16 protein-coding genes are annotated in these 19,868 nt (G+C 70.6%); 10 read left to right on the top strand and 6 right to left on the bottom strand.

Features of this window, described 5'->3' with window-relative positions; translation table 11 throughout:
• Positions 1-143 precede the first annotated feature (143 nt).
• A complete protein-coding gene (gene metK / locus P2Q00_RS20815) occupies positions 144-1,352 on the top strand; it encodes a methionine adenosyltransferase (RefSeq protein ID WP_275774129.1) in 1,209 nt (402 codons plus the stop codon).
• Positions 1,353-1,409: 57 nt separating this feature from the next.
• Here the strand turns inward: metK and P2Q00_RS20810 are convergent, their stop codons facing one another.
• The 4 genes from P2Q00_RS20810 to P2Q00_RS20795 are packed head-to-tail and all read right to left on the bottom strand — an operon-like array spanning position 1,410 to position 6,494.
• Positions 1,410-2,528, bottom strand: a complete 1,119-nt coding sequence (locus P2Q00_RS20810; protein WP_275774128.1) for a hypothetical protein — start codon at positions 2,526-2,528, stop codon at positions 1,410-1,412.
• Between the two features lie 28 nt (positions 2,529-2,556).
• Positions 2,557-4,476 carry an nSTAND3 domain-containing NTPase gene (locus tag P2Q00_RS20805; RefSeq protein ID WP_275774127.1) on the bottom strand — a complete coding sequence of 640 codons (1,920 nt, stop codon included), beginning with the start codon at positions 4,474-4,476 and terminating at the stop codon, positions 2,557-2,559.
• Positions 4,473-5,150 carry a toll/interleukin-1 receptor domain-containing protein gene (locus P2Q00_RS20800; protein WP_275774126.1) on the bottom strand — a complete coding sequence of 226 codons (678 nt, stop codon included), beginning with the start codon at positions 5,148-5,150 and terminating at the stop codon, positions 4,473-4,475. The genes P2Q00_RS20805 and P2Q00_RS20800 overlap by 4 nt, the downstream gene beginning before the upstream one ends.
• A 54-nt stretch (positions 5,151-5,204) precedes the next feature.
• The gene (locus P2Q00_RS20795; protein ID WP_500692082.1) at positions 5,205-6,494 is read right to left on the bottom strand and encodes a helix-turn-helix domain-containing protein; all 1,290 of its coding nucleotides are present in this window, start codon (positions 6,492-6,494) and stop codon (positions 5,205-5,207) included.
• Between the two features lie 519 nt (positions 6,495-7,013).
• On the opposite strand from P2Q00_RS20795, the gene P2Q00_RS20790 reads away from it, so the two are divergent.
• Positions 7,014-9,167 carry a primosomal protein N' gene (locus P2Q00_RS20790; RefSeq protein WP_275774125.1) on the top strand — a complete coding sequence of 718 codons (2,154 nt, stop codon included), beginning with the start codon at positions 7,014-7,016 and terminating at the stop codon, positions 9,165-9,167.
• Between the two features lie 654 nt (positions 9,168-9,821).
• Here the strand turns inward: P2Q00_RS20790 and P2Q00_RS20785 are convergent.
• Positions 9,822-10,364 (bottom strand): hypothetical protein, encoded by a 543-nt coding sequence (locus P2Q00_RS20785; RefSeq protein WP_275774124.1) that lies wholly within the window; start codon positions 10,362-10,364, stop codon positions 9,822-9,824.
• Between the two features lie 270 nt (positions 10,365-10,634).
• Here P2Q00_RS20785 and fmt point away from each other — a divergent pair, with 270 nt between their 5' ends.
• Both fmt and P2Q00_RS20775 read left to right on the top strand, forming a co-directional pair.
• Positions 10,635-11,567, top strand: a complete 933-nt coding sequence (gene fmt / locus P2Q00_RS20780; protein WP_275774123.1) for a methionyl-tRNA formyltransferase — start codon at positions 10,635-10,637, stop codon at positions 11,565-11,567.
• A gap of 89 nt (positions 11,568-11,656) precedes the next feature.
• The gene (locus tag P2Q00_RS20775; RefSeq protein WP_275774122.1) at positions 11,657-13,081 is read left to right on the top strand and encodes an RsmB/NOP family class I SAM-dependent RNA methyltransferase; all 1,425 of its coding nucleotides are present in this window, start codon (positions 11,657-11,659) and stop codon (positions 13,079-13,081) included.
• On the opposite strand, the gene P2Q00_RS20770 is transcribed toward P2Q00_RS20775, so the two are convergent.
• Positions 13,062-15,221, bottom strand: a complete 2,160-nt coding sequence (locus P2Q00_RS20770) for an MMPL family transporter (protein ID WP_275774121.1) — start codon at positions 15,219-15,221, stop codon at positions 13,062-13,064. The two genes, P2Q00_RS20775 and P2Q00_RS20770, sit on opposite strands and share 20 nt — an antisense overlap.
• A gap of 134 nt (positions 15,222-15,355) precedes the next feature.
• On the opposite strand from P2Q00_RS20770, the gene rpe reads away from it, so the two are divergent.
• The 6 genes from rpe to P2Q00_RS20740 all read left to right on the top strand — a co-directional run bounded on the left by rpe (position 15,356) and on the right by P2Q00_RS20740 (position 19,816).
• A complete protein-coding gene (gene rpe, locus P2Q00_RS20765) occupies positions 15,356-16,042 on the top strand; it encodes a ribulose-phosphate 3-epimerase (protein WP_275774120.1) in 687 nt (228 codons plus the stop codon).
• Positions 16,043-16,120: 78 nt separating this feature from the next.
• The gene (locus P2Q00_RS20760) at positions 16,121-17,164 is read left to right on the top strand and encodes a sugar-binding transcriptional regulator (RefSeq protein ID WP_275774119.1); all 1,044 of its coding nucleotides are present in this window, start codon (positions 16,121-16,123) and stop codon (positions 17,162-17,164) included.
• A 41-nt stretch (positions 17,165-17,205) separates the two neighbouring features.
• Positions 17,206-17,577 carry a guanyl-specific ribonuclease gene (locus tag P2Q00_RS20755; RefSeq protein WP_275774118.1) on the top strand — a complete coding sequence of 124 codons (372 nt, stop codon included), beginning with the start codon at positions 17,206-17,208 and terminating at the stop codon, positions 17,575-17,577.
• Positions 17,574-17,876, top strand: a complete 303-nt coding sequence (locus tag P2Q00_RS20750) for a barstar family protein (protein ID WP_275774117.1) — start codon at positions 17,574-17,576, stop codon at positions 17,874-17,876. Before P2Q00_RS20755 ends, P2Q00_RS20750 begins: the two co-directional genes overlap by 4 nt.
• A gap of 130 nt (positions 17,877-18,006) precedes the next feature.
• Complete coding sequence (locus P2Q00_RS20745) at positions 18,007-19,449, top strand: GuaB1 family IMP dehydrogenase-related protein (protein ID WP_275774115.1); 1,443 nt, start codon at positions 18,007-18,009, stop codon at positions 19,447-19,449.
• Positions 19,450-19,513: 64 nt separating this feature from the next.
• A complete protein-coding gene (locus tag P2Q00_RS20740; protein WP_425579508.1) occupies positions 19,514-19,816 on the top strand; it encodes a GNAT family N-acetyltransferase in 303 nt (100 codons plus the stop codon).
• Positions 19,817-19,868 lie beyond the last annotated feature (52 nt).

Here is a 19,868-nt window from a genome sequence, read left to right as displayed (position 1 = left end):
AGGTCACAGCACTCCCGAGAGGCGAGACAGGGGGGCCGTCCGCGGAGCACGACCGATAAACTGTTCTCGGACGAGGCCGGGCGCAGCCCCCGAGCCCGTCCGCCAATGATCAGCCAGCAGCCGCTGCAACCCCAGGGAGCGTTGTGTCCCGTCGCCTTTTCACCTCGGAGTCCGTGACCGAGGGTCACCCCGACAAGATCGCTGACCAGATCAGCGACACCATTCTCGACGCGCTTCTGCGCGAGGACCCGACCTCCCGGGTCGCGGTCGAGACCCTGATCACCACCGGCCTCGTGCATGTGGCCGGAGAGGTCACCACCAAGACCTACGCGGACATCGCGACCCTCGTCCGCAACAAGATCCTCGAGATCGGCTACGACTCCTCGAAGAAGGGCTTCGACGGCGCCTCCTGCGGCGTCTCGGTCTCCATCGGCGCACAGTCCCCGGACATCGCGCAGGGCGTCGACACTGCGTACGAGTCCCGGGTCGAGGGCGACGAGGACGAGCTGGACCGCCAGGGCGCCGGCGACCAGGGCCTGATGTTCGGCTACGCGACCGACGAGACGCCCACCCTCATGCCGCTGCCGATCTTCCTGGCGCACCGTCTGGCGAAGCGCCTCTCCGAGGTCCGCAAGAACGGCACCATCCCCTACCTGCGCCCCGACGGCAAGACGCAGGTCACCATCGAGTACGACGGCGACAAGGCCGTCCGCCTCGACACCGTGGTCGTCTCCTCGCAGCACGCCTCGGACATCGACCTGGAGTCGCTGCTGGCGCCCGACATCCGGGAGTTCGTCGTCGAGGCGGAGCTGAAGGCGCTCCTGGACGACGGCATCAAGCTGGACACGGACAGCTACCGCCTCCTGGTCAACCCCACCGGCCGCTTCGAGATCGGCGGCCCGATGGGCGACGCCGGCCTCACCGGCCGCAAGATCATCATCGACACGTACGGCGGCATGGCCCGCCACGGCGGCGGCGCCTTCTCCGGCAAGGACCCGTCCAAGGTCGACCGCTCCGCCGCGTACGCGATGCGCTGGGTGGCCAAGAACGTGGTCGCCGCCGGCCTCGCCTCCCGCTGCGAGGTCCAGGTCGCGTACGCCATCGGCAAGGCCGAGCCCGTCGGCCTGTTCGTCGAGACCTTCGGCACCGCCAAGGTCGAGACCGAGAAGATCGAGAAGGCCATCGACGAGGTCTTCGACCTCCGCCCGGCCGCGATCATCCGCGACCTCGACCTGCTCCGCCCGATCTACGCCCAGACCGCGGCGTACGGCCACTTCGGCCGCGAACTCCCCGAGTTCACCTGGGAGAAGACGGACCGGGTGGAGGCGCTTCGGAGGGCGGCGGGGCTGTAAGTCCCGCATTGCACTGCGAGGCCCGGTTCCCTTCGGGGGGCCGGGCCTCGGCGTTTCTCATCCGGGCGACTCGTCCTGGGAGGGCGGGGGGAACTCGTCCTGTCCCTCGTCGAACGGTGGATTCCCGAAGTCGTCGTGGTCGGGCGAGGGCTCATACGCAGGGTCCGTGGACGCGAACGCATCGCGACGGCGCTCCAGCACCTCGGCGACTTCATGCAGCCCCGCTCCTCGTGCCGCGTCGGCGATGCGCTTGATGAAGAGCTCACGCCGCGGATCGTCTTCGTCCAACCCTGTGCCCTGGAGGAGCTCCTCCACGTACTCGTCCGGCGTTCGAGGTCCCATCCGCGCCTCCTCGCGGACCGCTGTCCCGGGCACCCTCAGTGCCGCCAGACCGGGCACGAAGCGGTGGAAGTCCTCCGGCACGGGGATGTTGTTGGCCGCTGAGGACAGCTCGGCCAGCAGCCCGATATCGGACACCGTTTTGTCGACCCGTTCGTCGTTCTTGGCCAGCCACCAGACGACGGCACTGCCAGGCGTCTTGAGGACATCGCCACTCAAGTAGGCGCGCCTGTTCTGCTCCCACTTCCGTTCGTGCTCCCACACGGCTTCGTCCTTGCGCACCGTGGCGAGTTTCTCCAATCGGTCACGATCGGAGTCGCTCAGGCTGAGCTGCACGTTCTCCGCCATGGCGACCACCCGGTTGCTGGGGTCCGGGAGCATGGTGGCCAGCGCGCCGTTCAAATGGTGCTCGGTCAGTGAACTGCGGTGGGGTGGAGCTTGCCGTGTGATGTGCCGTACACGGTCGAGGATCGCTTCGATCGCGAGACCGCCCGGGTTGACTACAGGAGCGTTGGCCGGAGCATCCAGCGGGCGCCATCGAACGGTGGCCGAGAACTGGAAGTCGTAGTCCTCTTCGAGGCTGGGCAAGCTGACCTGCTTGATCATGCGCTCCCACCGCTCGACGGGCTGAACGTCGGGTTCGAGCAGGCGTTCAGGAGGGATGTAGGGCTTGCGCCGGTGTGTGACGACCAATGACGCGGCAGCCCCGACGAGCAGGGCTCCGGCCACGATCGGCCAGGCCCACAAAGGCCAGTCGAAGATCAAGCCGATGATGACGAGCAACAGCCCGAGGATGACGGTGAGGAAGGCCGTCATCGTCCTGTGACCGGAGTGCATGTGACAGCTCCTGGAGGCGATGGGTGGTTCAGCGGGACGGGCGGAACGAGCGAATGCCCTGCGCCGCATCGATCTTGCGGAGCAGGACGGGCTCCACGGGATGGCGCACGGCCAGGGCGTAGAGGCGCCCCAGGGCGCTCGGATGTCCCCGGCAAGCGGCGACGAGGACGTCGAGCAGTTGGTCCCGCCGTCCGTCCTCCGGCTCTTCCGCGGCGGTCAGCCAGGTGTTGAGGTGGCGGCTCCACGTCGAGGGCTGCCCTGCGTGGAGGAGGGCGCTCCACCCTGTCGTCACCGCGTCGCGAACGCCGGACTGGTCGAGCAGAGCAAGGGGACGAGGCCCGGCTTCAGTGAGGGCTACAGGGTCGGTGAGAAGGACGAACAGCCTGGCGTCTGCGTCGCGTGGGCCTTGTGGGAGATAGTCCGCCAAGCGGTACAGCATCCGGCGCCGCAGATGGTGATCGCGCAGCGACAGCTCAACCAGTCGCTGCTCGGCTCCTGGGCGGTGACGAGTCTGCCGTGCCAGATGATGGAGCCGCACCATGGCCTGGTCGGGATAACGCTCGCCGAGCGGGCCTGCGCAGACGTCGATGAGGACTTGGGCCAGTTCATCGGTGAGGGAAGCGTTCCGCGACCATTGGTAGAGCCGGGCACGGACTTCGCGGCCGTGAACCGGATGTCGGACGCCGTCGGCGAGTGCTTGACCGGCGGCCAGCCGTGTGCCGGTTCCCGGGCGCCGGATCCATGCCCTGATGAGCGGCAAAAGGTCGTCGAATTGTCCGGTGCGGAGAATCTGTTCGGTCAGGTGCGCGGTCAGAGCGGCGCGGTCCCGGTCGGTGAGCGAGTCCAGCGAGACGCTTCTGCTCACCCAGCTCAGCAGTCTGGGGCGAAGGCCTGGCATGTGATTCCAGAAGTGGGTGCGCACGGCCTGGGCGTAGTCCAGTGCCGTGAAGCGCACCCGGCCGTTCACGTCCGGTGCGGCCTTGATCTCGCGGAAGCGTTGCGAGAGGTCTTCTCTCTCCAGCAGAGGGCGTTCGTCGGCGGGGAGCCGCACCGTCCGGAGCAGAGCCTCGCAGACGTCGTACACGGCGTCCGAGCGGGACTCGTCCAGCATGGCGGTGGTGAGCAGCAGAGCCTTCTGCCTGCTGTCGGCGAGAGCGACCACGTGAGCGGCGACGTCTTCGGGGAGCCGGTTGACGGCCGCCAGCGCGGTCGTGCACCACATGGCGAAGTTCGCTGTGCGGTCCGCGCGATGTGCTTCGGCGATGAGACGGCACAGTTGGGCGACGTCGAGCAGTGGCGGATCTCCGCTGAGGTAGTGATCCAGCTCCTGTGGCCATGGATCCATGGAATCCGGCGGTAGTTCCCGGTGCAGCCCCCGCCGTAGTACGACACCCGCGCTCGGCCGGGTGATGGAAACCAGGTGTGGTCCGAGTTCGGGGTGAATCGTCTTCGGGACCACGTGGGGCAGTACGACGGCCAGGCGGGCGCCCTGCTTGCGCACGGTGTCGTGGAAGGCGGGCAGCTGGTGATGGAGCGCCGCCCACTCGGCGCTGCTCTTGGCGGAAAGATCGAGCAACAGGCGCTGACCGGAGTCGATCTGGCTGCGATCGAGGAGCGGGTTGCCCGCAGTGTCCTCCGGTAGGAACTCGTGCAGTTCCCCTTGCTGTTCGGAACAGCGGTACAACAGCATGCGGGCGGTTGCGTTTCTCCCGCTCCCGGGATCGCCGTCCACCAGTACGGTGTTGGTCTGGTCAAGGACATCGAGAGCTTGCTGGAACCCCTTGGGTTCGACGAACCGTTGCCTCAGCCACGCCAGGTGGTCGAGGGCCAAGGGGCGTGTGCTCTCCGGTATGGAGGTGTCCTCGACGTTGAAGTAGTTGTTCTGTGTTCCGCTTCCGGCGAAGACGGACTGCGCGCCCGTGACCGTCGTATCGAACGAGTCGCTCATCGTCCGTCGTCCGGGAGCTTCGGCGCGTGGGTGTAATGATGGTTGTTCTGGTCGCCCTTGCCGGCGTGGATCGGGCCGCTGTTGTTCTTGATCACCGTGCCGCCCACGTCACCAGTGAAGTCGCGGCCCTGGAACACCGGGCCCTGGGTCCCGCCCGTGACCTCGTTGTGGACGCTTCCCGGCTGGCTGACCGCGGCGCCACGCTCGCGCTGGCCTGATGGCGCCAACTCCGGTACGAGTTCGACCAGTTCGGCGACGATGCGATCGAGATCGACCGGGGCGTTCTGGTTGTCGTAGCGTAGGGATTGGATCTCGGCCAGCTGGGCCAGCGGGGCGGGGAGGTCCTCACCGCGGAGGCGTTCCATCCTGCGACCGCTGAGGATGGGAATGACGGGAATGCCGCAGTCGAAGGCCTCCAGAATTTCCCTGCGTACCCAGTCCTCCTCATTACGCAGAGCGGGCGATGCGGCCCATCCGGGGCCGATGACGGCGAGCAGGACACTGGATCGGCGTACTCCGCGGAGTAGTTCCGGGGCGAACTTCTGTCCGGGCTTGATCGACTTGCTGGCCCGGAAGCCCGCGGCGGGGCCGAAGCGATGACTGAGCTCCCGGTCGAGGATCGTGGCGAGGTAATCGCCGTCACCGGTGCGGTAGTTGATGAAGACGTCGGGCATGGCGAATCGGCCTCTCTGTCGGAAGGTGCGGGACCGGAACGTGGAACCCGCGGCTCAGGGAACCGGGGCGAGGGCTGCTGCGAGGTGTGGAGCGATGGCCAGGTAGGACCGGTTGCGGGGATGGCGGGACAGCGTGCGCGACAGGCGTCGCAGGTCCCTTGCGACGGTTGCGGAGGACACATTCACCGTGAGTGGGAGCAGGCGTTCGGTGAGGGTGCAGGCGTGGTCGATCTCTCCGGCGAGTCCGTGTGCCAGGGCCCTGCGGACGCCGTAGCGGGCCCGGGTGCGCCAGGCGTCGGTGGGCAGTCGAGCGCACTCGCGGTCGAGGATCTCGGATGCCGCGCGTGGCCTGCCGAGGTCGACCAGGGACCAGCCCGTGATCATCGTGACGGGGTCGATGAGGTGGGTCGTGCCCAGGACCGGGGCTGCGGGGCTTGGGCCGGCATCCTTGGAGAGGAGCGTGCGCGCTCGGTCCAGGCCGCGCATGCAGGCGTCGTGGTCACCCGCGAGGGCGTGGCCCTGCGCCTCGCGTTGGGCGGCAAGTCCTCGAATGCGGGGAGGGAGGCGGTCGGAGCGTGCTCCCTCGGCCAGAGCCACGGTGTCTTCGGCCTCTCCGCCGTAGTACGCGATGAGCGCTCGGCGCACCAGCGCGTACGACGCCAGATCGTGGTCGCCGGAGGCCTCGGCCAGGTCTACGGCGTGCGCGGTCCAGCCCAGCGCGGCGCTCTCGTCGCCCGCCTCCTGGAACAGCCAGCCCGTGTACTCGGCGAATCGCGCGGCCAGGGCGAACAGTTCATGGCCGGGCCGGGAGCCTGTCCGTACCGCGAGGGCACGCAGCGCATGCGTCTGCTCGGTCATGACCGGAAGCACGGCGCTCGGGGGTGACATCTGGCCGAGGCGGCGGTACTGGTCCAACAGAGCGCGGTAGGTGCTCAACAGCGGCTCACCGGGGGCCGTGTTGCCGAACGCCGGTGAGCCGGGGGGTCGGGTGCCGGCCGCCATCACGTCATCGGTGGGCCCGACCGCCAGAACCGCGGCAGCTCCCACCGCGATCACCTGTCGACGTGATGGAGATCTCGGGACCCTCGTGGGTCCTTGGGGTACTTCGTCGATGTGAGGCACGGCCCCTGCGCAGGTCCTCTGCGGCCGTGCGGGAGCCAGGGCGGCCAGAGCGCCACGTGCGTCGAGTGCGGCGTCGCACAGGCGGGCCAGTTCGGGCGAGGGGCGCTTCTGACCCGTCTCGATCTTGCTCAGCTGCCCTTTGCTGTAGTGCACTGAGGACGCGAGCTGCGCCAGTGTGAGTCCGGCCGCGATACGTAGGCGCCGTAACTCCGCGCCGAACACAGGTGGCTGTTCCAGCACCTGACCCCCCTTAGACCGACGCCCCTGTTCTCAGGCCGTCCGGTCACATCAGCGTCGGACGGGTGAACGGCTCGAGCAAGGCGGGCGGCGGAGTTTCCTGTTTCCAGTTCTGATACCGAGCCGGAAGGCACCGGCAAGCATGGCTCGAAGTCGGCGGCTGAAACGATCACGGAAATGGCTGGCGGGGCGGACTTGCGGATTCGTACGCTGGTGATCTCCCGGTGTGAGAGCTTCGGTTACTTCGGTGGAGTTCGCCCCATGGTCGGGCGGTGAATCATGTACATGTGCCGATGCCGACTGGATTTCGGGAGCGACGTCGCCGCCCGGTGCGGTGGGAGTGGGTACTTCCGGGTTGACCCCTCGCAGGTTCGCATCCTGCTGCCGGTTCTGGACCGGTATGGCCGGGTGGCCCAAGGCAGCAGCCCCGTATGGCGTCAGTGATCCGCGCCCGGGGTGATCTCGGGCAGCGGCGTTGTCAGTGGGTTTTGTAAGAATGCAAGTGTGAGCAGCGAGAACGGGCGGTCGGGCGGCGGGGCGGAGGGTGCGCCGCCCGAGCAGCTTGCGCTGATCCGGGAGAGTGTGCGCAAAGCCGAGGTGCCGCGGGCCAAGCCGCGTACCTGGCGGGGGGCCGCGCTGGCCAAGGAGTTGCCTGTTGCCAGGGTGTTGGTCGACAAGGGGGTGCTGCATCTTGATCGGTACTTCGACTATGCGGTGCCCGAGGAACTTGATGCCGAGGCTCAGCCCGGGGTGCGGGTACGGGTGCGGTTCGGGGCCGGGCGGCATCGGGTGCGGGAAGGGCGGCGTGAGGGTGGCGGGCTGATCGACGGGTTTCTTGTCGAGAGGCTTGCCGAGTCCGACTACTCCGGGCCGCTGGCCGCGCTTGCCCAGGTGGTTTCGCCCGAGCGGGTGTTGAGCGAGGAGCTGCTGGGACTCGCCCGGGCCGTGGCCGATCGGTACGCGGGGAGTCTGGCCGATGTGCTTCAGCTCGCCGTGCCGCCGCGCAGTGCGCGGGCCGAGCAGCGGCCCTCGCCCGAGGCCTTGCCGCCGCCGGGTATACCTGAGGCGGGGTCCTGGGCGCGGTATGAGCGGGGGGCCGCGTTTCTGGAGTCGCTGGCGGCGGGAGGTGCGCCGCGTGCGGTGTGGAATGCGCTGCCCGGGCCCGAGTGGAGTGACGAGCTCGCGCGGGCCGTGGCGGCGACGTTGGTCTCCGGGCGCGGTGCGCTCGTCGTGCTGCCGGACGGGCGGGCGGTCGCGCGGGTCGACGCCGCACTGACCGCGCTGCTGGGGGAGGGGCGGCATGCGGTGCTCACCGCCGACGCAGGGCCCGAGAAGCGGTACCGGGAGTGGCTGGCGGTGCGGCGGGGAGCCGTGCGGGCCGTGATCGGGACGCGGGCCGCCATGTTCGCGCCCGTCCAGGATCTGGGGCTCGTCGCCATCTGGGACGACGGGGACGACAGTCACAGCGAGCAGCACGCGCCCCAGCCGCACGCGAGGGAAGTGCTGCTGCTGCGGGCCGCCCTGGACAAGTGCGGGTTCCTGCTGGGCAGTTGGAGCTGCACCGTCGAGGCGGCTCAGCTGGTCGAGACCGGCTGGGCCCGACCGCTCGTCGCCGGGCGGGAACAGGTGCGCGCCGTCGCCCCGCTCATACGGACCGTCGGGGACCAGGATCTCGCGCGGGACGAGGCCGCCCGGGCCGCCCGGCTGCCGACCCTCGCCTGGCAGGCCGTCAGGGAGGGGCTGCGGCACGGGCCGGTGCTCGTTCAGGTGCCGCGGCGGGGTTACGTCCCCCGGATGGCATGCGCCAACTGCCGGGCGCCCGCCCGGTGTCGGCACTGCTCCGGGCCGTTGGAGGGGCAGGAATCGGGGACCGCGCTGCGGTGCGGGTGGTGCGGGCGGGACGAGAGCGGCTGGCACTGCCCGGAGTGTGGCGGGTTCCGGTTGCGGGCGCAGGTCGTGGGGGCGCGGCGGACCGCCGAGGAGCTGGGGCGGGCGTTTCCCGCCGTTCCGGTGCGGACCTCGGGGCGTGAGCATGTGCTGGACACCGTGCCGGGCGCGCCCGCGCTGGTCGTGAGCACGCCGGGGGCCGAGCCCGTCGCCGAGGGCGGCTATGCGGCGGCGCTGCTGCTGGACGGTTGGGCGATGCTCGGGCGGCCCGATCTGCGCGCCGGCGAGGACGCGCTGCGGCGGTGGATCGCGGCCGCCGCGCTCGTCCGGCCGCAGGGTGCCGGCGGCACCGTGGTCGTCGTCGCCGAGCCGACCCTGCGGCCCGTGCAGGCGCTGGTGCGGTGGGATCCCGTCGGACATGCGGTGCGGGAGCTCGCCGAGCGGGCCGAGCTGGGCTTTCCGCCCGTGTCGCGGATGGCGGCCGTGTCGGGCACGGGGGAGGCGATTGCGGAGTTCCTGCAGACGGTCGAACTGCCGGGGGAGGCCGAGGTGTTGGGGCCCGTGCCGTTGCCGGTCACGACGGTCGGGCGGCCGCGGCGGGTGGGGGCGCCGCCTCCCGGGGAGCACTGGGAGCGAGCGCTCGTCCGCGTGCCGCCGGGACGTGGGGCCGCACTGGCGTCGGCGCTGAAGGCTGCGCAGGCGGCGCGGATGGCGCGGGGGGCTGGAGAGGTCTTGGTTCGGGTGCGGATCGATCCGCCTGATATCGGGTGAGGCGGTTGGGTGTTCGGGTAAGGCGGTTGGCTGGTCCGGCGGGCCGTCGGGTGTCGGTGGGGCCGTCGGACGTCGAGTGAGGCGGTCGGGTGTCGAGCGCGGTCGAACAGCGGGTGAAACCCCGTGACTTCGGTGAGGCCGTCGGGCAGCGGGCGAGGCTGCCCGGCTCGGTTGGGGGTGCGGCTGGTGTCGGGTGGGGCCGTTGGGCATGGGGCGAAGCGGGCGTTGGGCGAGACTGCGGGATGTCGGGTGAGGCCGCCGGGCAGCGGGTGGGACCACCCCACCGTGGTGGGATCGCCGGGCAGCGGGTGAGGCTGCTCGCCTGGGGTCAGGGTGGGCCGCTGCCCGGAGGCGCATCCTGACCTGCGCCCGGAGGCGCATCCCGACGTGTCCCCCAAGTCGCAGCCCGACGTGTTCCCGAAGCCGTATCCCAGTGCGCTTCCGAAGCCGTATCCCAGTGTGTTCCCGGAGTCGCATCCCAGTGTGCTCCCGAGGGGGCGTCCAGTGTGTTCCCGACCGAGCGTCCCAACCTGTTCCCGACGGAGCGTCCCGACCTGTTCCCGAAAGCGTGCCCCGACCTGTTCCCCGAGGCCTCCCCCAACGTACGTGTGCCCTCCCGGGTCCGTCCGGGAGGGCAGGAAGGGGGAACGTGGCTCAGCCGTTGCGCGGGCCGGGGAAGGCGGTGGGCCTGGCCTCGTCGCGGAGGGATGGGCTGCCGGCCGTCGGCTGGGTCGGCATGGAGCGGGCGGCGGGGACCGTGGGCACCGTCGGGATGCCGGTGTTCACGCTGACGGTCCGGGCGCCCGCCGGCTCGGTGGCGCGCTCGGTCTCGGCGGCCGCCTGGGCCGCGGCGCGACGGGCACCGTAACGTCGGTGGACCGCCTGCTTGGTGACCCCCAGCGCGGAACCCACCGCGTCCCACGAGAAGCCGAGGGAGCGGTCGAAGTCGACCGCGGCCGTGACCAGGGTCTCGACACTGTCCCGCAGCTCCTGCGCGAGACGGACCGTCGGGGCGGGAGCGCGTCCGTACACGACGAAGCCCGTTGAGGGGCCGGAGCGGCGCGGGCGGTAGACATTGCCCAGCTGCGCGGTGAGCGTGCGAAGTGCGTCCACCTGCCGGCGGACCCGCTCGATGTCCCGCACCAGCAAGTGCAGGCTGGCCCGAGCCTGGGCGTCGTGGGTTGCGTGGTCGGCCATGAACAAGCCTCTCGAACCGGCGTTGAAAAGGATCCGGGCCGCGCGATTTGCGGCCCGTTGTGGTCAACTCTTTCTTGACCAACGTGTTTTTGCTTCGGGGGTCACGGTCTGGGGGCGTAGGGGCATATGCGTACGCCCCCCACGGTGCGGGTTTGCGCCTCGGCCTGCCCTCCTCGGTGTCATTGCGGGCGTAGGCGTGGAGCTTTCCGGGCGTGGTCATAGACTTGTGCGTTGCCACAACAGCCCCCGCCCGAGAGGCCCCGCCCACCCATGAAGCTCGTCTTCGCCGGTACCCCCGAGGTCGCCGTTCCTGCTCTGGACGCTCTCATCGCCTCCGGGCGGCACGAGGTGGCCGCCGTCGTCACGCGGCCCGACGCGCCGGCCGGGCGGGGGCGCAGGCTGGTCGCGTCGCCCGTGGCGCAGCGGGCTCAGGAGGCCGGGATCGAGGTGCTGAGGCCGAACCGGCCGCGGGACCCCGAGTTCCTCGAGCGGCTGCGGGAGATCGGCCCCGACTGCTGTCCCGTCGTCGCCTACGGCGCCCTGCTGCCCCGCGTCGCCCTCGACGTCCCCGCCCACGGCTGGGTCAACCTGCACTTCTCGCTGCTGCCCGCGTGGCGGGGGGCTGCGCCTGTGCAGCACTCGATCATGGCGGGGGACGAGATCACGGGGGCTTCCACCTTCCTCATCGAGGAAGGGCTCGACTCCGGGCCCGTCTACGGCACCGTCACCGAGGAGATCCGGCACACCGACACCAGCGGCGACCTGCTGACCCGGCTCGCCTTCGCCGGCGCCGGGCTGCTCGCTGCGACCATGGACGGCATCGAGGACGGCACGCTGAAGGCCGTACCGCAGCCGAACGAGGGCGTCACCCTCGCCCCGAAGATCACCGTCGAGGACGCCCATATCGACTGGGCCACCCCGGCGCTGCGGGTCGACCGGGTGGTGCGCGGCTGCACCCCGGCGCCCGGCGCCTGGACCACCTTCCGCGGCGAGCGGCTCAAGCTCATCCATGTCACGCCCGTGCCGGAGCGGACCGACCTCGCGCCGGCGCAGCTGTCCGTAGGCAAGAACAGCGTCCACGCCGGCACCGGTTCGCACGCCGTCGAGCTGCTCTGGGTGCAGGCCCAGGGCAAGAAGCCGATGCGGGCGGCGGACTGGGCCCGCGGGGTGCGGATCGCGGACGGGGAGACGCTCGGCGGGTAGAAGAGGGGAGATGCCCGGCGGGTGGCGGGGGGACGGGCGGGACGTACCCTTGGGGCGTATCCCATTCAGACATCCGGAGCACTTTTTTCGTGAGCGACACCTCCCGGCCCCGCAAGCCCGGCAAGCCCCACCGGCGGCCCAAGAAGGACCCCGTCCGCATCCTTGCCTTCGAGGCACTCAGGGCCGTGGACGAGCGGGACGCGTATGCCAACCTCGTTCTGCCGCCGCTGCTGCGCAAGGCGCGGGAGAAGGAGGGGCCCGACAAGTTCGACGGGCGGGACGCGGCGCTCGCGACCGAGCTGGTGTACGGGACGCTGCGGCGGCAGGGGACGTACGACGCCGTCATCGCGGCTTGTGTCGATCGGCCGTTGCGTGAGGTCGATCCGCCTGTGCTGGATGTGCTGAGCCTCGGTGTGCATCAGTTGCTCGGGACGCGGATCCCGACCCATGCCGCCGTGTCCGCCTCCGTCGAGCTCGCCCGGGTCGTGCTCGGTGACGGGCGGGCCAAGTTCGTCAACGCCGTGCTGCGGAAGGTCGCGCAGGACGACCTCGACACCTGGATCGAGCGCGTCGCGCCGCCCTACGACGAGGACCCCGAGGATCACCTGGCCGTTGTGCACTCGCACCCGCGCTGGGTCGTCTCCGCGCTGTGGGACTCCCTCGGCGGCGGCCGGGCCGGCATCGAGCAGCTGCTGGAGGCCGACAACGAGCGGCCAGAGGTGACCCTGGTGGCGCGGCCCGGGCGGGCCACGACCGAGGAGTTGCTCCGGGAGGAGGCCGCGGTCGCGGGGCGCTGGTCGCCGTATGCCGTGCGGCTCACCGAAGGCGGCGAGCCCGGTGCGATCGAGGCCGTGCGGGACGGCCGCGCGGGCGTGCAGGACGAGGGCAGCCAGCTCGTGGCGCTGGCGCTCGCCAACGCTCCCCTGGACGGGCCGGACGAGAAGTGGCTCGACGGGTGTGCCGGACCCGGCGGGAAGGCGGCGCTGCTCGGTGCCCTGGCCGCCGAGCGGGGAGCGATGCTGCTCGCCTCGGAGAAGCAGCCGCACCGGGCCGGCCTGGTGGCGAAGGCGCTGCACGGCAACCCCGGGCCCTACCAGGTCATCGCCGCGGACGGGACCCGCCCGCCGTGGCGGCCCGGCTCCTTCGACCGGGTGCTGATGGACGTGCCCTGCACCGGGCTCGGCGCGCTGCGGCGGCGGCCCGAGGCGCGCTGGCGGCGCCGTCCCGAGGACCTGGACGGATTCGGGCCGCTGCAGCGCGCACTGCTGCGCACCGCGCTGGACGCCGTACGGGTCGGCGGTGTCGTCGGCTACGCCACCTGCTCGCCGCACCTGGCGGAGACCAGGGCCGTCGTGAACGACCTGCTCAAGCAGCACCCGGACGCCGAACTGATCGACGCGCGCCCGCTGTTGCCGGGTGTACCGGACCTCGGTGACGGTCCCGACGTACAGCTGTGGCCGCATCTGCACGGGACCGACGCCATGTATCTGGCGCTCATTCGGAGGACTGGCTGACCCTCGCGCCGACCGCTTCGTGGGGGTGGGACTCCCCGTCCTCGTGCGCCAGGTGGTGCGGCCACCACACCTTCTTCCCCACATCGAGGAAGAGGGAGGTGACCAGCACGGAACGCACGACGAACGTGTCCAGCAGGACGCCGAGCGCGACCGCGAAGCCGATCTCCGCGAAGCCCACCATCGGCAGGGTGCCCAGGGCGGCGAACGTGCCCGCGAGGACCAGTCCGGCCGAGGTGATCACCGCGCCGGTCGTGGCGAGGCCCGTCACCACACCGGGTCGGGTGCCCTGACGCATGGCCTCCTCGCGGATGCGGGTCGTCAGGAAGATGTTGTAGTCGATGCCCAGGGCCACCAGGAACACGAAGACGAACAGCGGGAAGGCCACGTCCTCGCCTGCGTAGTCGAAGACGTGCCGGAAGGCGAGGGCGCTCAGGCCGAGTGCCGTGGCCAGGGACAGCACGACGGTCCCGATCAGCAGCAGCGGCGCCACCAGGGCCCGTAGCAGCACGCCGAGCACGAGCAGGACGACGGTCAGGACGAGCGGGATGACCAGGTAGTTGTCGTGGGTCTGGGCGTTCTCCATGTCCAGCAGGGCGGCCGTGCCGCCGCCCACCCGGGCGTCCGCGCCGGGCACGGCGTGCACCGCGTCGCGCACCCGCTGCACGGTCGCCTTGGCCGCGTCGCTGTCGGCCGGGGCGCGCATCGTGGCCTCGAACAGCACCTGTCCGTTGTGCTCGGGCGCGGTGCCGGGCGGTACGCCGATGCTCGTCGGTACGACACCTCGGTCGGCGGCGACCGCGCGGCCCACCTGGGTGGCCTGCGCCTTGTTGGAGACGATGACGAGCGGATCGCCGGTGCCCGCCGGGAAGTAACGCGCCGACACCTTCTGCCCGACGATCGAGTCCGGAGTGTTGGTGAAGGCGTCCGCGTTGGCGATCCCCGCCGCACGCAGCTGGAAGAGGCCCAGGGACAGAGCCACCAGCGCCACGGCCGTGGCGCCCCAGACAAGACGGGGACGGCGCGCGATACGGCGGCCCATACGGGCCCACAGGCCCCCCTCTGTCGGATCGGCGGACCCGAAGTGCGGAACCGCCGGCCAGAAGATCCAGCGGCCGAAGATCAGCAGCAGGGCCGGGAAGAGCGTGAGCATGGCCAGCAGGGCGATGGTCACGCCGATGGCCGCCACCGGGCCGAGGCCGCGCGTCGAGTTCATCTCGGCGGCCAGCAGCACCAGCATGCTCAGGACGACCGTCAGACCGGAGGCGAGGACCGCCGGTCCCGCGCGATTCATGGCCAGCGCCATCGCCTCGTGGCGGTCCTCGTGCCGGCGCAGCTCCTCCCGGTAGCGGGCGACCAGCAGCAGGGCGTAGTCCGTGCCCGCGCCGAAGACGAGCACCGTGAGGATCCCGGCGCTCTGCCCGTTGACCGTCAGACCGGCGTGTTTGGCGAGGACATAGATCAGCGCCTGCGCGGTGAACAGCGCCGCCACCACACCCAGCAGCGGCACGAACAGCAGCGTCGGACTGCGGAACGTCAGCAGCAGCATCACGATCACGACGGTCATCGCGGAGAACAGCAGCGTCGTGTCGATGCCCTCGAAGGCCTTGGAGAAGTCCGCCGATGTGCCGCCGGGACCGGTGATGTGCACCGCGAGTCCACCGCCGCCCCTGCCCACCTGGTCGCGGATGGAGTCGACGGCGGGCGCGATGCGCTGCCAGCCCTGCGCGTTCATGGTGATCGGCACATAGATCTGGGCGGCGCGCGGCGCGGACTGCCGGTCGAAAACGGGGCCTTGTGTCTCGGCCCCGCGGACGCCGTGTGCCCGCAGCGCCTTGATCTGCCGGACGTCCTGGGCGATCTGCTGCCGGTCCTGCGCGGTGAGTCCGCTCGCGCGTGCGTAAATGACGACGCCGGGGATCTGCTCCGGCCTGAAGTGCTCGGAGATGTCGAGGACCTGGGTGGATTCGGCGGAGCCGGGCAGCCAGGACTGGGCGTCGTTGTCCTGGGCGCTGTTCAGCTTCGACCCGAACGGTGCCGCGATCACCAGGACCACCAGCCACAGGGCCACGACCAGCCACTTGGAGCGCCGCCCGCACACGAACCGGATGGTGTTCCGCTTCCAGGCGTCGAGCTGCCTCATGGCGACCCCCGTAGTCGTACGTGGTGCCGATCGGCCACCGAGAATGGCACGCACCGCCCGCCCGCGGCATGGGCTGAACGGCCCAGGTCTGGACCGGCGCGAACAAACGTGCCCGGACATGGCAGGCTTGGGTCATGGCCCCGCAGATCAGCCCCAGCATCCTGTCCGCCGACTTCGCCCGCCTCGCGGACGAGGCGAAGGCGGTCGAAGGAGCCGACTGGCTCCACGTCGACGTCATGGACAACCATTTCGTCCCGAACCTCACGCTCGGCGTGCCGGTCGTAGAGTCCCTGGCCCGTGCGACGGACACCCCGCTGGACTGCCATCTGATGATCGAGGGCCCCGATCGCTGGGCCCCGCAGTACGTCGAAGCGGGGGCCTCGTCCGTCACCTTCCACGTCGAGGCGGCCGCCGCGCCGGTGCGGCTCGCCCGGGAGATCCGGGCCAAGGGGGCGCGCGCCTCCATGGCACTGCGGCCCGCGACGCCCATCGAGCCGTACGAGGACCTGCTCCCCGAGCTCGACATGCTGCTGATCATGACGGTCGAGCCGGGCTTCGGCGGGCAGGCGTTCCTCGACATCATGCTCCCGAAGATTCGCCGCACCCGCGAGTTGATCAGCAAGCATGGCCTGGAGCTGTGGCTGCAGGTCGACGGCGGGGTCTCCGCGTCCACCATCGAGCGCTGCGCCGAGGCCGGCGCGGATGTCTTCGTGGCGGGTTCGGCGGTGTACGGGGCGGAGGATCCGGCGCAAGCGGTACGTGCATTGCGCACGCAGGCGGAGACGGCGACCGCCAAGGCGAGCTGGGCGTGCGACCACTGAGCCAAGACAACGTGAACGGCGCCCATCAGGGCGGATCAAGTGCGCCGGATCTGCAAGGATGAACGGCGAATCCAGAGTGTGAACAGCAGTGAGGAGATCGCCGTGTCGGGTATGTCGGCGGGCCGGTCAGCAGTGCGGATGGGACCCGCTGAGCTGGTGCAGGCGGCGGCCATGGCCCGCCGCTTCTACCTCGAGGGCAAGTCCAAGATCCAGATCGCGGAGGAGTTCGGCGTCAGCCGCTTCAAGGTGGCCCGGGTCCTGGAGACCGCTCTCGAACGGGATCTCGTACGCATCGAGATCCGCGTCCCGGCCGAGCTGGACGCCGAGCGCTCTGACGCGCTGCGCGCCCGCTACGGCCTCAGGCACGCCGTCGTGGTGGAGTCCCCGGCCGAGGCCGAGGAGTCGCCCGACCCCGAGAACCTCGGTGAGGTGGCCGCCGACCTGCTCGGCGAGCTCGTCAACGAGGGCGATGTGCTCGGCCTGGCCTGGGGCCGCTCCACCATCCACATGGCCGCGGCCCTGGACCGGCTGCCGCCGTGCACGGTGGTGCAGCTGACGGGTGTCTACGACGCCGGGACCGCCGAGCGCGGCTCGGTGGAGGCGGTACGGCGTGCCGCGCAGGTCTCGGGCGGCGACGCGCACCCCATCTACGCGCCGATGCTGCTGCCGGACGCGGCGACCGCGGCGGCGCTGCGCAACCAGACGGGGATCGCCCGGGCCTTCGAGTACTTCGACAAGGTCACCGTCGCCTGTGTCTCCATCGGCTCATGGGAGCCGGGAATCTCGACGGTGCACGACATGCTCAGCGACGAGGAGCGTGCGCACTACGCCTCCCTCGGCGTCGCCGCCGAGATGTCCGCGCACCTCTTCGACGGCCAGGGCCGCCGGGTCGGCCGGGACCTCGGCGAGCGGTGCATCACCGTCAAGGCCGACCAGCTGCGCCGTATCCCCGAGGTCGTCGCGATCGCGGGCGGGGCGCGCAAGGCGTCCGCCATCGACGCGGTGCTGCGCTCCGGGCTCGTCACCAGCCTGGTGACGGACACATCGGCCGCGGACGTGCTGATGACGGCGGGTCCGACACCGCGGCCGGCGCTCAACAGGGCGGACCCGGACGGGCCCTGACAGTGCGTCATGAGGGGACGGGCCGTGGCAGCATCGGGCGCATGGTGCTGCGGTTCGTCCCTCGTCTGCTTCTGTGTCTTCTGGTCCTCGTGGTGGGGTGTTCCGCCACCGACTCCGGATCCGGATGGGCAGACGGTCCGGCCACCGTCCGGGTGTCCCAACTCCCCGCCGAGGCACGGCAGACGCTGGCCCTCATCGACAACGGCGGCCCCTTCCCGTACGCGCGTGACGGCATCGTCTTCGGGAACTTCGAAGGTCTGCTGCCCAAGCAGAAGCGGGGCTACTACCACGAGTACACCGTGCCGACGCCGGGCTCGCGCGATCGCGGGGCCCGGCGCATTGTCACCGGGCAGGGCGGCGAGATCTACTACACCGATGATCACTACAACACGTTCAGGGCGGTACTGAGATGACGCAGCTCGTGGTCACGCTGGACCTCGACGGGGTCACGGACAAGGCGGGCCTGATGGACCGGTGCGCCCGGGACCTGCGGCTGCCGGACTATTTCGGCCACAACTGGGATGCGCTGGCCGACGTCCTCTCCGACCCGGGTGTGTGGCCCGAGGGCGCCGACGAGAAGGGTCTGCTGGTCGTCGTACGCAATTGGCGGTCGTACGCCGAGGAGCGTCCCGACGAGTGGGAGACCGCCATCGACGTGTTCTCGCACGCCTCCGCCGCGACCGTCGCGCTCGCTCTTGGAGCTTCCTCCTAAGGCACCCTGACCTGCCTGGATGATTCGTCCGGGCAACGCATTCCGGCCGACATGGGACAATGAAGTACGTGCTCTTCCCCCTGGCTGACCTGTCCGGGGGCCACCTCTGATCGACTGGGATGTGCAGCACGTGCGTTTCCTCAACGACATCCAGCCCGCGTACGACCTGACGTACGACGACGTCTTCATGGTCCCGAGCCGCAGTGCGGTCGGCTCGCGGCAGGGCGTGGACCTCAGCTCCCCGGACGGCACGGGCACCACGATCCCGCTGGTCGTCGCCAACATGACCGCCATCGCCGGCCGCCGCATGGCCGAGACGGTGGCCCGGCGCGGTGGCCTCGTCGTCATCCCCCAGGACATTCCGATCGAGGTCGTCACCGACGTCGTCTCCTGGGTGAAGAGCCGCCACCACGTCCTGGACACCCCGATCGTGCTGGCCCCGCACCAGACCGTCGCCGACGCGCTGGCGCTGCTGCCCAAGCGCGCGCACAACGCCGGCGTGGTCGTCGACGAGGACGGCCGGCCCGTCGGTGTCGTCACCGACCAGGACCTGACCGGCGTGGACCGCTTCACCCAGCTCGAGGTCGTCATGTCCCGGGATCTGCTGCTCCTGGACGCGGACATCGACCCGCGCGAGGCGTTCAACCGGCTCGACCACGCCAACCGCCGCTATGCGCCCGCCGTCGACAAGGACGGCCGCCTCGCCGGCATCCTCACCCGCAAGGGCGCCCTGCGCGCCACGCTGTACTCGCCGGCCACCGATGCGCAGGGCAAGCTGCGCATCGCCGCCGCCGTCGGCATCAACGGCGATGTCGCGGGCAAGGCCAAGCAGCTGCTGGACGCGGGCGTCGACACGCTCGTCATCGACACGGCGCACGGCCACCAGGAGTCGATGATCGGCGCGATCAAGGTGGTACGGGCGCTCGACCCGCAGGTGCCGATCGTCGCCGGCAACATCGTCGCCGCGGAGGGGGTCCGGGACCTCATCGAGGCGGGCGCCGACATCATCAAGGTCGGTGTCGGACCCGGCGCCATGTGCACCACCCGCATGATGACCGGCGTCGGACGGCCGCAGTTCTCGGCGGTCCTGGAGTGCGCGGCCGAGGCGAAGAAGTACGGCAAGCACGTGTGGGCCGACGGCGGTGTCCGCCACCCGCGCGACGTCGCGATGGCCCTCGCGGCCGGTGCGTCCAACGTGATGATCGGGTCGTGGTTCGCGGGCACCTACGAGTCGCCGGGCGACCTGCAGCAGGACGCGGGCGGCCGCCTCTACAAGGAGTCGTTCGGCATGGCGTCCTCGCGTGCGGTCCGTAACCGCACCTCCGACGAGTCGGCGTACGACCGCGCCCGCAAGGCGCTGTTCGAGGAGGGCATCTCCACCTCCCGGATGTTCCTCGACCCGGCCCGCCCCGGCGTCGAGGACCTGATCGACTCGATCATCGCGGGCGTGCGCTCCTCCTGCACCTATGCCGGCGCGGGCTCCCTGGAGGAGTTCACCGAGAAGGCCGTGGTCGGCATCCAGAGCGCGGCCGGCTACGCGGAGGGCAAGCCGCTGCACGCCAGCTGGAGCTGAGCCAAGTCCCTTGTGCGCGGCCCCCGTTGAAAATCGGGGGCCGTTCTCGTGGCCGGGCTCCACTGTGCCGGAAGTCGTCCTGGACTGCCCCGAGATCGGCGGGCTGGGCGTCCGGCCGGAGGAACTGCGCTCGCGCGGCATCGGGACCCAACTGATAGGCGCCGCCGAGGAGTTGGCGCGGGAACGCGGCCTGTACAAGGTCGGGATCGGTGTGGGCCGGGACAATCCGCGCGCCGCCGCGCTGTACGCACGGCTGGGATACCGACCGGTGGTCGACTACCTGGACCGCTGCGCCTACGTCGGCACGGACGGCGTGAAGCGCGAGTGCGTCGACCCGTGCACGTTCCTGATCAAGCGGTTGGCGTAGCCGGCCCTTCGCAACGTCCGAACACGCCCGCGCAACGAAATCACGCACGGTT

It is taken from the genome of Streptomyces coacervatus, from assembly GCF_029223485.1.
Taxonomy (GTDB): domain Bacteria; phylum Actinomycetota; class Actinomycetes; order Streptomycetales; family Streptomycetaceae; genus Streptomyces; species Streptomyces coacervatus.
This window is presented reverse-complemented; position numbering and strand designations above follow the sequence as displayed.

Coding starts and splice junctions, on each gene's coding strand:
- P2Q00_RS20785 (WP_275774124.1), bottom strand. CDS start 10,364: ATGGCCGACCACGCAACCCACGACGCCCAGGCTCGGGCCAGCCTGCAC.
- P2Q00_RS20800 (WP_275774126.1), bottom strand. CDS start 5,150: ATGCCCGACGTCTTCATCAACTACCGCACCGGTGACGGCGATTACCTC.
- P2Q00_RS20755 (WP_275774118.1), top strand. CDS start 17,206: ATGGTGCTGCGGTTCGTCCCTCGTCTGCTTCTGTGTCTTCTGGTCCTC.
- P2Q00_RS20750 (WP_275774117.1), top strand. CDS start 17,574: ATGACGCAGCTCGTGGTCACGCTGGACCTCGACGGGGTCACGGACAAG.
- P2Q00_RS20770 (WP_275774121.1), bottom strand. CDS start 15,221: ATGAGGCAGCTCGACGCCTGGAAGCGGAACACCATCCGGTTCGTGTGC.
- rpe (WP_275774120.1), top strand. CDS start 15,356: ATGGCCCCGCAGATCAGCCCCAGCATCCTGTCCGCCGACTTCGCCCGC.
- fmt (WP_275774123.1), top strand. CDS start 10,635: ATGAAGCTCGTCTTCGCCGGTACCCCCGAGGTCGCCGTTCCTGCTCTG.
- P2Q00_RS20810 (WP_275774128.1), bottom strand. CDS start 2,528: ATGCACTCCGGTCACAGGACGATGACGGCCTTCCTCACCGTCATCCTC.
- P2Q00_RS20805 (WP_275774127.1), bottom strand. CDS start 4,476: ATGAGCGACTCGTTCGATACGACGGTCACGGGCGCGCAGTCCGTCTTC.